General features: G+C 57.8%; 9 protein-coding genes. 6 read left to right on the top strand and 3 right to left on the bottom strand.

The window, feature by feature from the left end; all coding sequences use genetic code 11:
- Positions 1–179: 179 nt before the first annotated feature.
- Positions 180–1,439 carry an efflux RND transporter periplasmic adaptor subunit gene (locus ACYVKQ_RS15455; RefSeq protein WP_460676258.1) on the bottom strand — a complete coding sequence of 420 codons (1,260 nt, stop codon included), beginning with the start codon at positions 1,437–1,439 and terminating at the stop codon, positions 180–182.
- 307 nt (positions 1,440–1,746) lie between these two features.
- On the opposite strand from ACYVKQ_RS15455, the gene ACYVKQ_RS15450 reads away from it, so the two are divergent.
- The 6 genes from ACYVKQ_RS15450 (at position 1,747) to ACYVKQ_RS15425 (ending at position 8,553) form a co-directional block, all read left to right on the top strand.
- Complete coding sequence (locus tag ACYVKQ_RS15450; protein WP_460676257.1) at positions 1,747–3,123, top strand: sigma-54-dependent transcriptional regulator; 1,377 nt, start codon at positions 1,747–1,749, stop codon at positions 3,121–3,123.
- On the top strand, positions 3,113–4,468 hold the full coding sequence (locus tag ACYVKQ_RS15445; RefSeq protein WP_460676256.1) for a sensor histidine kinase: 1,356 nt from the start codon (positions 3,113–3,115) through the stop codon (positions 4,466–4,468). Before ACYVKQ_RS15450 ends, ACYVKQ_RS15445 begins: the two co-directional genes overlap by 11 nt.
- Positions 4,469–4,817: 349 nt before the next feature.
- Entirely contained in the window at positions 4,818–6,014 is a 1,197-nt protein-coding gene (locus ACYVKQ_RS15440; RefSeq protein WP_460676255.1) for a tyrosine-type recombinase/integrase, read from the top strand.
- 5 nt (positions 6,015–6,019) lie between these two features.
- Positions 6,020–6,949: a hypothetical protein gene (locus ACYVKQ_RS15435; RefSeq protein ID WP_460676254.1), complete on the top strand. Its 930-nt coding sequence runs from the start codon at positions 6,020–6,022 to the stop codon at positions 6,947–6,949.
- A gap of 256 nt (positions 6,950–7,205) precedes the next feature.
- On the top strand, positions 7,206–7,493 hold the full coding sequence (locus ACYVKQ_RS15430; RefSeq protein WP_460676253.1) for a helix-turn-helix domain-containing protein: 288 nt from the start codon (positions 7,206–7,208) through the stop codon (positions 7,491–7,493).
- Positions 7,494–7,497: 4 nt separating this feature from the next.
- Positions 7,498–8,553, top strand: a complete 1,056-nt coding sequence (locus ACYVKQ_RS15425) for a hypothetical protein (protein ID WP_460676252.1) — start codon at positions 7,498–7,500, stop codon at positions 8,551–8,553.
- 499 nt (positions 8,554–9,052) lie between these two features.
- On the opposite strand, the gene ACYVKQ_RS15420 is transcribed toward ACYVKQ_RS15425, so the two are convergent.
- Both ACYVKQ_RS15420 and ACYVKQ_RS15415 read right to left on the bottom strand, forming a co-directional pair.
- On the bottom strand, positions 9,053–11,035 hold the full coding sequence (locus ACYVKQ_RS15420; RefSeq protein ID WP_460676251.1) for an SIR2 family NAD-dependent protein deacylase: 1,983 nt from the start codon (positions 11,033–11,035) through the stop codon (positions 9,053–9,055).
- 119 nt (positions 11,036–11,154) lie between these two features.
- Positions 11,155–13,434, bottom strand: coding sequence for a KAP family P-loop NTPase fold protein (locus ACYVKQ_RS15415; protein WP_460676250.1), 2,280 nt, complete (start codon positions 13,432–13,434; stop codon positions 11,155–11,157).
- Positions 13,435–13,512 lie beyond the last annotated feature (78 nt).

Below are 13,512 nucleotides of genomic sequence, written 5' to 3'. Positions count from 1 at the left end.
TGCCGGAGCACCGGAAAATGCGGACGAAAAACGCGTTGTGCCAGGTGTGGCCGGGCCGGCGGCGCTGGGGAGTAGCAGCGGGGCTGCGCCGCCGGCAGCGTCGCTCATTCACCATCCTGACCGGCGCTGCCAGCGGCCCGGCCAGCCCGGCACAACGGTTTGTTCGGGAGCAGGGAAGTTTAGTCGGTTTTGGCGCGCAGCGTCAGCTCGCCCATGGTTTCGTAGCCGTCGTAGCTAGAGGTAACCACCCGGTCGCCGGGTTGCAGGCCTTCCAACACTTCGAAGTAGTCGGGGTTCTGGCGGCCCAGGCGGATGTCGGCCCGGTAGGCCTTGCTGCCGTCGGCGCTGACCTTGAAAATCCAGTTGCCGCCCGTTTTCTGGTTGAAGCCGCCGCGGGGCACGCGCACGGCCTGGGTCTGGTCGCTCAGGGCCAGGCGCACCGGCAACGACTGCCCGCGGCGGATGTCGGGCGGCGCGGCGCCCACAAATTCCAGGTCCACCTGCAGGCCGCGCGTCACCTGCGGAAAGATTTTGGTTACCCGCAGCGTATAGGGCTGGTTGTTCAGCGTCACCTCCGCTTTTTGCCCGGGGAAAATGCGCGAGATGTAGTACTGGTCGAGCGTGGCGCGCACTTTCAGCCCGGAGAGCATGTCGAGCTGGCCGATGCGCTGCCCGCGGGTTTTCAGCTCCCCGATTTCGGCGTTGAGGGCGGTCAGCCGCCCGGCCACCGGCGCCTTGATGGTCAGGTCCTCCAGCTTGTGGCGCATCAGGGCCAGGTTGCTCTGCATGCGGTTCACCGACTGCTGCATCTGCCCGATCTGCTGGGCCATGCGCAGCGAATCCTGCCGCAAGGACTGGCGCGTGAGCTGCTGGCGGCGCTGCTGGAAGCGGTAGTTGTTTTGCGACTGCGTAAACTCCTGCCGCGAAATCACTTTCTCTTGGTAGAGCGTGCTGTTCAAGTCGTAGAGGCGCTGGGCCTCACGCAGCTGAAACTCGATGTCGGCCAGTTGGTTGAGCTGCTGAATGCGGTTTTGCTGGAGCAGGTTGCGCGTGTTGTGCAGGTTGTTCATCAGGTCGAACACCGCCGTTTCGCGGTTCACCATTTCCAGCTGCAGGTCGGTGTTGGCCAGCTGAATGATGGGCTGGCCCGCCGCGAGCGTGGCTCCGTCTTCCACCAGGATGCGCTGCACCGTGCCGCCCTCCGGCGCGTCGAGGTACACGGTGTGAATAGGCATCACGGCCCCATCGACCGGCACAAACTCCTGAAACGGGCCACGCGTGACCGGGCTAATGGTCAGCCGCTCCGAGTCGACGTTGAGCTTAGCCGGTCCCGCGGCCGTCAGCAGCGTGGCGGCTCCCCACACCAGCAGCAGCACCGCCGCGCCCAGCAGCAGCAGCCGGGCGGGCGTCCAGGTTTTCTTCTGAATAGGTATGTCCATGAGCTTGGCGCCGTTTGGTTGGCCTCGGGTAGAAGCCTTGCCAATCCTTAAGGAAGAACGATGCCATTTTGGTAATTAATTGAAGTTCAATAAATTAATTTCAAGATGCTAGCCAAGGGCTTCCAAATCGTACGGTTTTGATACACCGCACCGTCCGCTTCTGATACATTTGCCCGCCGCCGCAAAGCTGAAAAACCGCTTCTGACGGCCTTCCGGCCACTTTTGAGAAATTAGTATAGTTTATGGTGGGTTATTCGGTGCTTTGCAGCTGGGTGGCCGGCTGCCCCGATTCCTTTCCTTACTCCCCATGGTTCTGAAAAAAGCGCGCGTTCTGGTGGTTGACGACGACACGGACGTGCTGTTCGCCATGCGCCTGCTGCTCAAAACCGAAGTGCAGGAAGTCGTGACCGAGAAAAACCCGGAGCTGCTGTTGTCCTTGCTCGGCAAGCAGCGCTTCGACGTGATTTTTCTCGATATGAACTACAAGAGCACCCTGGGCAGCGGCAACGAGGGCCTGTACTGGCTCGGGCGCATCCGCGAGAAAGACCCCGCCGCCACCGTCATCATGATTACCGCCCACGGCGAAGTCAGCACGGCCGTACGCTCCTTAAAAGCCGGCGCCACCGATTTCATTGTGAAGCCCTGGCACAACCAGCAGCTGCTCGAAACCCTGGAAGCCGCCCTGCGGCAGCGCGCCGCGGCGGGGCAAACCCCGGCAGTCAGCTCGTTGCCCCGCCGCCCGGCCGCGGCGGGCGGGCCCGCGCTGCTGGGCGAATCGGAGGCCATGCGAGAGGTGCTGCACAAGATCGAGAAAGTGGCCCCCACCGAGGCCAACGTCCTGCTGCTGGGCGAAAACGGCACCGGCAAAGAATTGGTGGCTAGAGCCCTGCACCAACGCTCGTTTCGCGCGGCTCGGTCTTTCGTGACGGCTGATCTAGCCGCCATGAGCGAAGGCATCTTCGAAAGCGAGCTGTTCGGCCACAAGAAAGGCTCGTTTACCGACGCCCGCGACGACCGCGCCGGCCGCTTCGAAGCCGCCTCGGGCGGTACCCTGTTTCTCGACGAAATCGGCAACATTTCCCTGGCCCAGCAGGCCAAGCTGCTCACCGCCCTGCAAAACCGCCAGGTGATTCCGCTGGGCAGCAACCAGCCCGTGCCCGTCGACATCCGGCTCATTTCGGCGACCAACGCCCCGCTGTACGAACTGGCCGGGCGGGGTGAGTTTCGCAAAGACCTGATTTACCGCCTCAACACCGTCGAAATCACGTTGCCCCCGTTGCGCGCCCGCGGCGACGACGTGCTGCTGCTGGCCCGCCACTTCGCTGCCGTGTACGCCGCCCGCAACCGCCGGTCCACGCCCGATTTCGAGTCCGCCGCCCTGCAGAAGCTGCGGCAGCACAGCTGGCCCGGCAACGTGCGCGAGCTGCAGCACGCCGTGGAGCGGGCCATCATCCTGAGCGAAGGCGACGTGCTGCGCCCCCAGGACTTCCGCTTTTCGGCCATGGAAACGCCCGCCGCGCCCACGCCGGCGCTGCCCGAGGGCCCCCTGCAACTCAGCGAGGTGGAGAAAAGCACCATTTTGCGCGTAATTGAGCGGCACAACGGCAACATCACCAAAGCCGCCAAGGAACTGGGGCTGACGCGCACGGCCCTGTACCGCCGCCTCGAGAAGCATGACCTCTAAACGGCTGGAGTTGGGCATTGCGCTGCGGCTGCTGGGGCTGCTGGCCTGGTTGGTCGCGGGCCTGTACGCCCAGCAGCGCCAGGCATATGGGTTGCTGGCGGTGGCGGCGCTGCTGCTGGCCGCGTCGGTGTGGGAGCTGGCCCGCTACGTGACGCGTAACAACCGGGCGCTGGCCGACTTCCTGCTGGCCGTGAAGTACCGCGACTTTGCCCAGCACTACAACGAGGAGCACGCCGACCGGTCGCTGCGGCCACTGTACGCGGCGTTCAACCAGCTCAACGCCACGTTCCGGCAGCTCAGCGCCGAGCGCGAGGCCCAGTTTGCCTACTTGCAGACCGTGCTGCAGCTCATCGATACGGGCATCATTTCCTACGACGAGGCGGGCCGGGTGGAGTGGGTAAACGAGGCCTTCAAGCAGACGCTGGAGCTGCCCTACCTGAAAAACATGCAGACCCTGGACAAACGCCTGCCCGAGGTATACCAGGCCATTCAGTGCCTGCAGCCCGGCACGCCGGCGGTGGTGAAGCTCCGCGTAGGCGCCAAAACCATGCAGCTGCTGCTCTCCGCCACTGCGTTTCGGCTGCAGGGCCGCGCGTTTACGCTGGTGGCGTTCAAGAACGTCAGCCGCGCCCTCGACGACACCGAAACCGAGGCCTGGCAGAAGCTGCTGCGCGTGATGACCCACGAAATCATGAACTCGGTGGCGCCCATCGCTTCCCTGGCCGATACGCTGCGCCGCCACCTGCGCCGCGAGTTGGAACAGGCGGCTGCCACCCCGCCGCTGGCCGGGCACGCCCTGCTCGACGACGTGGCCGAGGGCATCGGCATCATCCAGAGCCGCAGTGAAGGACTATTACGTTTCGCCCGGGTGTACCGCGACCTGAGCACCATCAGCGCCCCGCAACTCACGACCGTGTACGTGCAGGAGCTGTTCGGCAGCATCCGCGGGCTGATGACGCCGCAGCTGCAGGAAGCCGGCATCGAGCTGCTGACCATGGTCGAGCCAACCGATCTGCAGCTGCCCGCTGATTCCCAGCTGCTCGAGCAGGTACTCATCAACCTGGTGCTGAACGCGGCCTACGCCGTGCGCGAAGCCGTGCGGCCGCGCATTCAGCTACGCGCCCGCACCGCTGATGCAGGCCACGTTGTCATCGAAGTAACCGACAACGGCACCGGCATTCCGGCGGAGCTGCTGGACAGCATTTTCATTCCCTTTTTCACCACGCGGCCCCACGGCACGGGCATCGGGCTGAGCTTGGCCAAGCAGATCATGCACCTGCACAAGGGCAGCATCAAGGTGCAGTCGGCGGAAGGGCTGGGCACGGTGTTCCGGCTGGAGTTTTAGCTGCCCGCTGCCGACCACGCATCTGCTGCGTGCCATATCCAGCGGCGCTTCCATACCATTTGGCTGGGAGAGAAGGCAGAGCCTGTGCTGGGCCCCTCAGAAGCAAAAAGGCCCTCAGCGCAGCGCTGAGGGCCTTTTCTGTGGTCACGTAGGGACTGCGGTAATTGCATTCGTATTCCTCTAAATGCGTCGATTTACAGCTTTGGGTGGTTATATGGCGTATTCAAAGCGGATATTCTGTGTGTGAATTTGCACGAAAATGATACCGATGTTTTACCTCTTTGTTTTACCTGATTGTTCGGCGTCGTACCTTTGATGAGAAAGTCGTGACCCCAACTACATGGCAAGTGTGAAGGTTCTCCTGAAGGAGGAGAAGATCAATAAAGCCGGCGAAGCGCCCGTGTACCTGCGCATCATCAAGGACCGGAAGCCGAAGTACATCTCAATCGGCGTGCGCGTGAGGCCGCAGGATTGGGACGGTGACGCAGGCCGTGTCAAGAAGTCGCACCCGAACAAGAGTCGGGTCAACGCTTTTATTGCTACGAAGGTCGCCGAGGCGGAGGGGGTAGCACTTGATTTGCAACGGGAGTCGAAATTCGTTTCCCCAGTGCAGATCAAGAAAGCCATCATGGGGCAGTCGTCGGAGAGCTTTCTGAAGTACTTCGCGCAGTACCTGCATACTTTAGAGAAGCACGGTAAGATCAGCACGATGAGTAAAGCTACGGCTGTGTACTCCAAGCTCAAGGTGTTTCTCGGCGCAAGTGACCTGCTCTTCGACGAAGTAACGGTCAGCTTCCTGAAGCAGTATGAGACGTACCTGCGAGACGAACTGGGGAACTCCGTCAATACCATCCACTCCAACCTCAAGATCTTCCGCAAGCTCTTCAACAACGCCATGTCGGAAGACTTGGTGTCACCTGAGCGTGACCCGTTTCGGAAGTTCAAACTCAAGTTGGAAAAGACCACCAAATCGTACCTCACCGAGGAGGAGTTAGTATTACTGGAGACCGTGCCGCTGAAAGAAGGCACCAAGCTGTCGCACCACCGCAACCTATTCGTTTTCGCCACCTACGCAGGTGGGCTGCGCATATCGGACCTGCTGCAGCTCAAGTGGGAACACTTTTCAGGCACGCACATCCGCCTGACCATGCACAAGACTGGAGATGTAGTTTCGGTCTGGATGCCGAACCGGGCACTCGAAATCTTGGCGTTTTACCGCGAAGCCGGTAACAAGTCTTCCGCGTATATCTTCCCGTTTTTCCGCGCCGACGTTGATTACTCTGACCCGAAGAGGTTGTATCGTTCCATTTCGTCGGAAACCGCACACGCCAACAAAAATTTAAAGATAATTGCTACTCGGGCCGGGCTGGAGAAATCGATCAGTTTCCACAGTTCGCGGCACACTTTCGCAACCCGAGCGCTGACCAAGGGTATACCAATTGAACTGGTGTCGAAGCTGATGGGTCATGCGTCGATCAACACGACGCAGATCTACGCCAAAATCGTGAACGAGAAGCTCGACCAAGCAATGGAGCTTTTCAATTGAACACAATGAAGAAACCAAAGTTGGCACTGGAGTACTTCATTCGTCTGATTGAACTCCAGGGACTTGCAGATAGCCGGGAGGCATTCCACCGGAGATATAGTACCGCGTTCAACAGCAAACCGAAACACCCATCTGTCCAGTATAATCTCGTTGTACGCGAGTACGACGCGGTTCTTGAGAGGGTAGTGTATGAGGAATCGATACGTGGTTCCCTCCAAGGCACACACGTGTTAGATTTCGGTCAACAACTCCGCGCCGAGGTGATTGAGGAAACCCTGGAGGTAAAAGCGCTTGTACTTGAAAAGCTGAGTTCAAGTGCTCATCTTGAGCGAGAGGTGTTCTATCGTCATGTGATGACGGATATCGAGCGGTTGGCCGGGGTGGTAGCCAGGGAGGAAGTGTTTGCTCGGTACCCCTATATCGCTGCCGCTCTGCTGGACATTAAGGAGTTTGTCCTTGCCTTCGCTCCGCAGCCGTCCGAAAAGGTGGGCGACAACCAACTTGTACCTATAGAGAAGCCGGTAACCGGGTTCCACTACATGTACTTCAAGGAAGGCAGTCGCCAAGAAGACAAGTCGCTTACGCGCAGCTACCTGGGGGAGTTATTTTACGGACTACGAGAAACGCTTGGGTTAATTGCTCCAACCACCTCCCTGGCAGACTTCAGAGCAATTTTTTCTGGAAAGGTCATTAAGAAGCCCATTATGTGGATGGGGAACCTCAACCAACTTGCGTACCTCATTAAATGCGTGGAGCCCAAACTGGTCCCACCCGCACGTAAAAGGCTGCCCGCAAAGTGGGTCAAAGCGGCAGCATGCTTCACCAGGGAGGATGGTGCAAACATCGACCCCATGCAACTGCAGCAATCAGGGGTCAAGGGAACGGATGTGCTCAGAGGACGTGAAATTCAAGAAGTAGCGGCCTTGCTCAAGTGACCAACTTGTAGAGGTGCCCCATGGCTGTGCTGTCGGCTTGGTGCGCCTCTTTAAAGTCGAAGGGGAATCTGCTATCAAAAGTCGAGAAGGGGAAAGACATGAAAAGCCCGCACAGGTAATTGTGCGGGCTTTTTTTCTGGATATAGAATTTCAAGTCCATTTAAAGTGCATCTCAAGTGACTGCACCCGCCGTTTTGTAGAGGTGGGCTGCACTGTTATTTCGCAGTGTAAACCACTTCTACAAAACGCACCTCAAATGCAAGTAATCGTACTACAGAGCGAAGCATACGACCAGCTTCAACAGAACACGTTTGCCTACGTGAGAAAGCTCATGGAGCAGGAACGCAAGAAGTCCGTCATCGAATGGCTGGACAACAACGAGGCAGCTGGCCTGCTCAAGGTGACCAAGCGCACCTTGCAGAATTGGCGCGACGAAGGGCTGATCGGGTTCAGCCAGGTTCATGGGAAGATTTACTACAATCGTGAGGAAATCGACCGAATGCTCCTCAAGCACCACAATAAATCATTTCGGGTAGCTGCGTAAAGGCGTGTACGATAATCTGCATCTGCACTTCCACCTGCCCGAGCCTGCGCACGAGTTTGAAGCCGCTCTGGCCGAATCGCCTGCCTTTGCTGGTAGCGACGGCCAGACCGATGGCAGAGGACGCATTCGGGTTCAATACCGAGGAATGCGCATAGAGTACCTGCCTGGCGAATTTCGGGGACGAGTCCGAGGCTCTTTGCACACCTTCGCGCAAGGTTCAAACGTCGGCATGTTTGGCGCATCGGAAGCAGCCCAAGCTGCCAAAGACTTGGCTGCTTCTCTCGGGCTGCCTCCTGAGCTATTTATAACGTGCAAGCTGGAAGCCGGTGTCAACATCGTCGTGCCTTCTTCGCCGCGCCCGTTCCTGGAAACCTTGAGTCACCACAAAAAAAGTCTCTTCTATCCACTCACTCCTCCTGCGGGCCGCCTTCGTCCGTTGGAGTACCAAGCGGTGCACTTAAACTACAAGCTTAAGTACTACGACAAAGGTGAGTACGCCCGCCGTCAAGGTGTTCCGTTGCCAATGGATTGCAGCCACCTATTGAGATTCGAGGTGGTATTCACCCGTGCCCGCGACCTGAACAAGCTCACCGGCCGCACCAACGTTACGCTCCTGGACCTGGCTGCACCCGATGTACTCAAAATGGTCGCCACGCATGTGCACGACCAGTGGAAGCAGACGGTTCGCCGGGTTCCTGTTGACTATTCAAATCTGCCCATAGCTCATGCTGCCCTGCTGTATGCTGGTGCTGACTTGAACTGGTGGGAGGCCGTGCGGCCTGGTACCCCAAGGTCTACCTTCAAGACCACTCAGGCACGTTACCGTCAGCTTCAGGCGCGAGCTAAACGGCGAGAAGAACCTCACCCTTACGACATCCTGCTGGCTGAACATATGCGGGCTCTGTGCCCAGACGGGTTGCCGCTAATGAAGGTGAGTCCAGAAATCGGTACCGTTCTCCACACATGTAATCAGTTGGAAATTGGTGTGAGTGGTAGGTGGGAGGAGAGTGAAGTGGAAGAGCATGTAAGCGAAGTCGGAAAGGTACTCGCGGCAGCATGAGTACTGTGTGTATCTCCGTGCGCTGCTGATGTACGGCATACTACTTCGACCTCATGGGGAGCTATGCTTGCTTGGGTGTCGACGCTTCGACGAGGAACTTGTGTACTTCACCCTTGTCGGGCATGAATACAAGAGAGGACGCATTCGGAGCTTACCAGTTGCTGATTACGTACGCGCCGAGCTTCTCAGAAGGTGGGCTGACTCGACTTCGAGCGGCTCGTCGTTATGGAGTACTTCGAGCGTACTTCAACATCAGGTGTTCGAGGACGATGACCCGAATGATGGAGCCACGCCTCATTCAACCGAAGCGACACTCTACAGCTTCCGGCACGCAGCTTCGCTGAATGTCTTCGAGCGCACGCAGAACCTCAAGCTGCTGCAGCGACTACTGGGACACTCGACCTGAATACGAGCATGATCTACCTGCGCAGCATCGGCGCGGTACAGGTGGAAGCCACGATGATGCTGTCACTGCAGAGTGAAGCGCCCTGGCAGTATGTCACGAGTCACCGTCACCATCGGGAGGGAAGTCGTCGAAGCCATCGGGCTCAGATGGGGGCTGCGGTTCAGTGCGTGGCGGACTGCTTACCACCTTCGTGTCGATGATCTGCATGACCTGTACATGCAGCTTTTTCTCCGCACTGGTAAGTTTAAATGTGTCATCCTCTGACGACGGCGCTAGCACCGGCGAGTGTATCGTGTAGCGGATGACGGACTCCGTCGACAGTTCCCAGCCCAGCACTTTGCTCACGGTGGTTTCCTTGCGCTCAATAGCTACCGCAGAGTCGCGTCCTCGCCCAGCGAGGAGCTCGTTAATGGGCTCATCGTAGGGCTGCTTAAGCACTAAGCTGGCTGCGCTGGTCCACGGAAGCACCCGCGTCTCGTGCTGTAAGGCGGCATCCAACCCAAGAATCTCGTCACGGTCGTCGCGACTGACGTTGAAATGCTGAAACATGATGGAAAAGGCCACCTCTATCCGCTGGGTCGCCTCCATCAGGAGTTTCAGTTCGTGCCCTTTCGCGGCGAAATGCGTGGCTTCCCGACGGGGGCTCGACCAGATCAGCCGGCAGTTCTCGTAACACGAAACGGCGTCTTCTGAACCGAGCCACATGAGCAATTCTGCCTCTTCCAGTCCTGCTTCTGTCGACTCGACGGCATGAGCCTTCCTGACGAACGTGGCGTTGTACCTTCCCTCAGATTCAAAGGTCGCCATTGGTATACTGATGAAGAGCTTGAAGCGCTTGTTGACGGCAACAAACTTTACGTGGGTTTTCCCGCCGTAAGCTCGCACCTTCACCTCACGTAGGGTAAAACCACCTTCAAAACGAACATCTATGGTCTTCTCCCATATGGGTGACGGCGCGAACCGTAAGTACTTGATATTTTGAGGTAGTCGGATGCCTTCGACTTCCAGCCGAAATTCTGCGTCGTCGTCAGTGGATAGTTTGATTGGGCGCGCCCATTCACCTTTTTGAGCGTCTTGCACCACTTGTACCAACGGGGACTCAGCGGGTAAAGTGAAATTGATGGTGTACTGGGTGTCGCCCTCGCGTTTCCACAAGTTGTCAACCTCGAAGCCGGAAGCTGGCCCTTTAGAAGAGCCGCTGTAGCTCAAGTCGGTGCGAGACAACCAACTGAAAGTGGCGTCAGGCGATACCTCGTTGTTTTTGAGCTCAGGTAACGCTTTTTCGTTGATGTCGCGCAGCAACTCATCCACGAACTGCTCGCCTGTCATGTCGAGGTAAACGACGTTGCGACGAGCTAGGCGTTCCGCTCTCATCTTACTCAAGCCAGGGGCGACGAGATAGGCTGGTCGCATATTGGGGCCGAGGGTATCGAGAACACGCATGAACACATCCAATACGTTGGGGTCTTCCAGTGCGTACCCCACGAACAAGAGCGTATGCGTCGCGAATAAGGCTTCCAAGTGCGTCCAAAGCGCGCGGTCTGCTTTGTCGAAGAATCGGTTATAGTGGCTTTCCGTGACAATTATGCTGTTCGGATCGTGAACATCGCCGTGCACTTTGTAGAGGGTAGTCTTACCGCGCTGCCGATACGGCAAATTGATACCGCTGGTGACTGTGTGCAGCCGGTCGAGATACGCGTACTCGAAGAGCCGGTCGTAGTTGGTGGTAACGATGTGCTCGATGAAAGCCACTTTTGCTAGCTGCTCATGTGTCTGCATTGTCTGCGGACGAGCCGAGAATAAGTCGCACACTACTCGGTTGAGCGCGTGCGCATTACCGCCGTGTAAGTCGAGGAAAAGCTCGGCGAACTTAGGCAGCGGGATGTCTGGGCATTCCGGTTTCTCCTGCCGTAGCTCTTGAGCCAACTGCAGCCGCTGCGCGCTCGACAACGCCCCGTACAGGTGCTCGACAACACCAGCTCCCATTGGGTAGCCAGCGTACCGGGAGAAGCCGGAGCCAGCCCACAGCACGACTTCTTGACGGCGGATAGCTTTGAACAGAGTCTCTTTGTCCATGACCAGCAGGTTATTGGAAATGATCAACCGGTAGCCGACCAGCGAAATTGGCTTCGGGTTGACGGAGTCGTTAACACGTTGTGGGTACCCGTCGGGCGGTCCAGCACTTGCGGGAGACCTTATTCGTCAACCAACTCTGCCGATGGACGTGGCTTGTTGCGCTGCTCGAAGAGGTAGATAAATTGCCGCAACCGGTCTTGAGGCGTTGGTGCATCGGAGTCTCTCGGACTTCCAGGGTACTGCTCTATGGGCTCAGGACCGTACAACCCTCGGGCGATATTCAGCAGGTCGTCTCCCACGGACTCAGCCAGCAGGTTGACCTCTGATGAAGTCAACCCAGCGCGGAAGAGCGGGCCGCCGTTCACCGAAACGTGGGGAGAACTTGCCTCAAGCAACGCGTACACATCGTTGGGGTTGGCTTCGAGAAACGGTAACACGTAATCCCTCAACTTCACAGTAGTCCGAGACTTTTGCCAGTACATGTGCATGAGCCTGTTGGCGTGTTCTGGATGAGACTTGTAGAGTGGTTCCGTATCGGCTTCCCGAAAGGCCCTCTGCAGCAGCGCTTCCGACAATTGGTGCTCAGCAGCGTCCCATTCACGCAGGGTGAGCAACTCGTCGGCAGCGTCGGCGTCGCCGTTCTGCAGACGAGTCATCACGGACTCTCGGTGTGTTAGGAGCACCTCCGTCAGCGCTGCGGCCAACTCGAACGTTCCTCCACTGCCCACTTGGCCGAGTAATATGGAAAATCGGTCAGGTTTGGGCACGAAAGCGAGCAGCTGGAGCAGCACCCAGCTCGCATGAGTGACCTCGCTTCTGGAAAGGAAGATCAGGCCGGCAGCACGCTCCGCGCTCATTTTGGGGCTCAGAGAGCTAATTACCTGCCACAGAGATGTCGCCTGTTCCGTACTCAATTCATGAGTGCGGAAGCTCACTTTCTGCAAGAAGGTACTCATGCTCAACCTCGCGATGAGTTCCTGGGCGGTTTGCAGTTGGCTCGGGTACGGTAGCATCATGAAGCTATCAAATTCCTGATCCGAAACGTCGCCGGTTAGAACTGTGTAGGCAAAATACCGTCCGAAGTGCGTAGACGCAGCTATATGTCGGTGGCGGGTAAGCTCCTCGCTCGTCAGGCGACTGGTGTGGTTGGTAGTGCCGAAAAGCCTTCTGCGTCCATTCAGGGCATTGATCCGGGGAAACAGGGTGCTGAGTAATGCACGGGCGGCGCTGCGCTCATCGGCTGACTTGTAATGTTCGAGTACCTCGTCAATGATTGCCTCTTCTTTGCTCTCGCGCTCTGAGCCCTGCAATCCGTATCCCGACTGGTTGCGTGTACTGCCTACGAAAAGGGCCTCGCGGCTTGCGACGAAACGGTAAAGCTGCGGGTAGAAGACGTGCATTGCTTCCGTGAGCAGAAAGTCCACTGTGTTGACCTCTCCTTTGAGCAGCGGCAGGCTGAACGTAATCGCATTGGCGTACCGTACAGCTAGTCGGGGCGTCGTCAACCGGGGTAAAATGGCGCTGCGTAATCCGCCCCCAATGCGTCCTGCCTCTTCCTGAGTGGGTTCAATACCCGCTTCAGCCAGAGCTTCGTCTACGCGTTGGAAACAGAATTGCATCAGCGCATCGGTGCGCGCTGGTGGAAGACGCAATGGGACCTGAATGATCTTCTCCAGGAAATTTTGACCAGCGAGCAAGGCTCGTCCTTCGGTATCGTCTTCGGAGCTGGACGTAAATACCTCGCCGATGGCACGGGCAACCATGACATCGTCGAAGGCGAGTAGGTAAGCGGTGTGCTTGAAGTCGGCCGTCAGTTTTATCAACCGAAATACGGCCTGTATCTGGCTCTTTTCCAAGCGGTCAATGTCGTCGATGATGACGACTACGCGCTTCCCTGAATCGGCAATCAGCTTCTCGATACGCTCACGCTGGGCGTCGACTTCGGGCTGAGCCAACTTCAGTAGCGCTTCGATGCTCTTGTTCACATCTACCGACACGGGCCCTGCTGGCAATGATGGGATGAGAGGGGCGATATACGTGCTGAAGCCTTTGACTGCCTGTTGCGTCTTCGTCAACAGGTTCTGGTCGATGACTTTCGCTAGCTCACCAAAGAAGTTCAGTAGCAGTTGGGTCTCATCCGGAAAGCGCCACGGATTGAAGTTCAGGACGGCAACTTTCTCGGGCTTCTCTGCAAGAGCGCGCCGAATGAAATTGAGTACCGTGCTTTTGCCTTCTCCCCATTTGCCATACAGACCGACTACGATGCTGTCGGGGTTGTTGCGTTGCGTAAGGCTTTCCGCAATTCGCTTCGCGAAAGGTGCCCGCTGAAAATTGTCGTGGAGAAGGTCTACAAGTGGGCGGTCTGTAGCTCGGGCCGCTTGGTCAAGAGGGGACGACATCAAAGATGGGGACTGACGATAGGTAGAGAACTGTCGTGAAGAGGCACCTCAATATCGTTCCAATATGCGAGTAGCCAC

Source organism: Hymenobacter coalescens (assembly GCF_054783195.1).
This window is presented reverse-complemented; position numbering and strand designations above follow the sequence as displayed.

Coding starts and splice junctions, on each gene's coding strand:
- ACYVKQ_RS15445 (WP_460676256.1), top strand. CDS start 3,113: ATGACCTCTAAACGGCTGGAGTTGGGCATTGCGCTGCGGCTGCTGGGG.
- ACYVKQ_RS15420 (WP_460676251.1), bottom strand. CDS start 11,035: ATGGACAAAGAGACTCTGTTCAAAGCTATCCGCCGTCAAGAAGTCGTG.
- ACYVKQ_RS15455 (WP_460676258.1), bottom strand. CDS start 1,439: ATGGACATACCTATTCAGAAGAAAACCTGGACGCCCGCCCGGCTGCTG.
- ACYVKQ_RS15415 (WP_460676250.1), bottom strand. CDS start 13,434: ATGTCGTCCCCTCTTGACCAAGCGGCCCGAGCTACAGACCGCCCACTT.
- ACYVKQ_RS15450 (WP_460676257.1), top strand. CDS start 1,747: ATGGTTCTGAAAAAAGCGCGCGTTCTGGTGGTTGACGACGACACGGAC.
- ACYVKQ_RS15435 (WP_460676254.1), top strand. CDS start 6,020: ATGAAGAAACCAAAGTTGGCACTGGAGTACTTCATTCGTCTGATTGAA.
- ACYVKQ_RS15430 (WP_460676253.1), top strand. CDS start 7,206: ATGCAAGTAATCGTACTACAGAGCGAAGCATACGACCAGCTTCAACAG.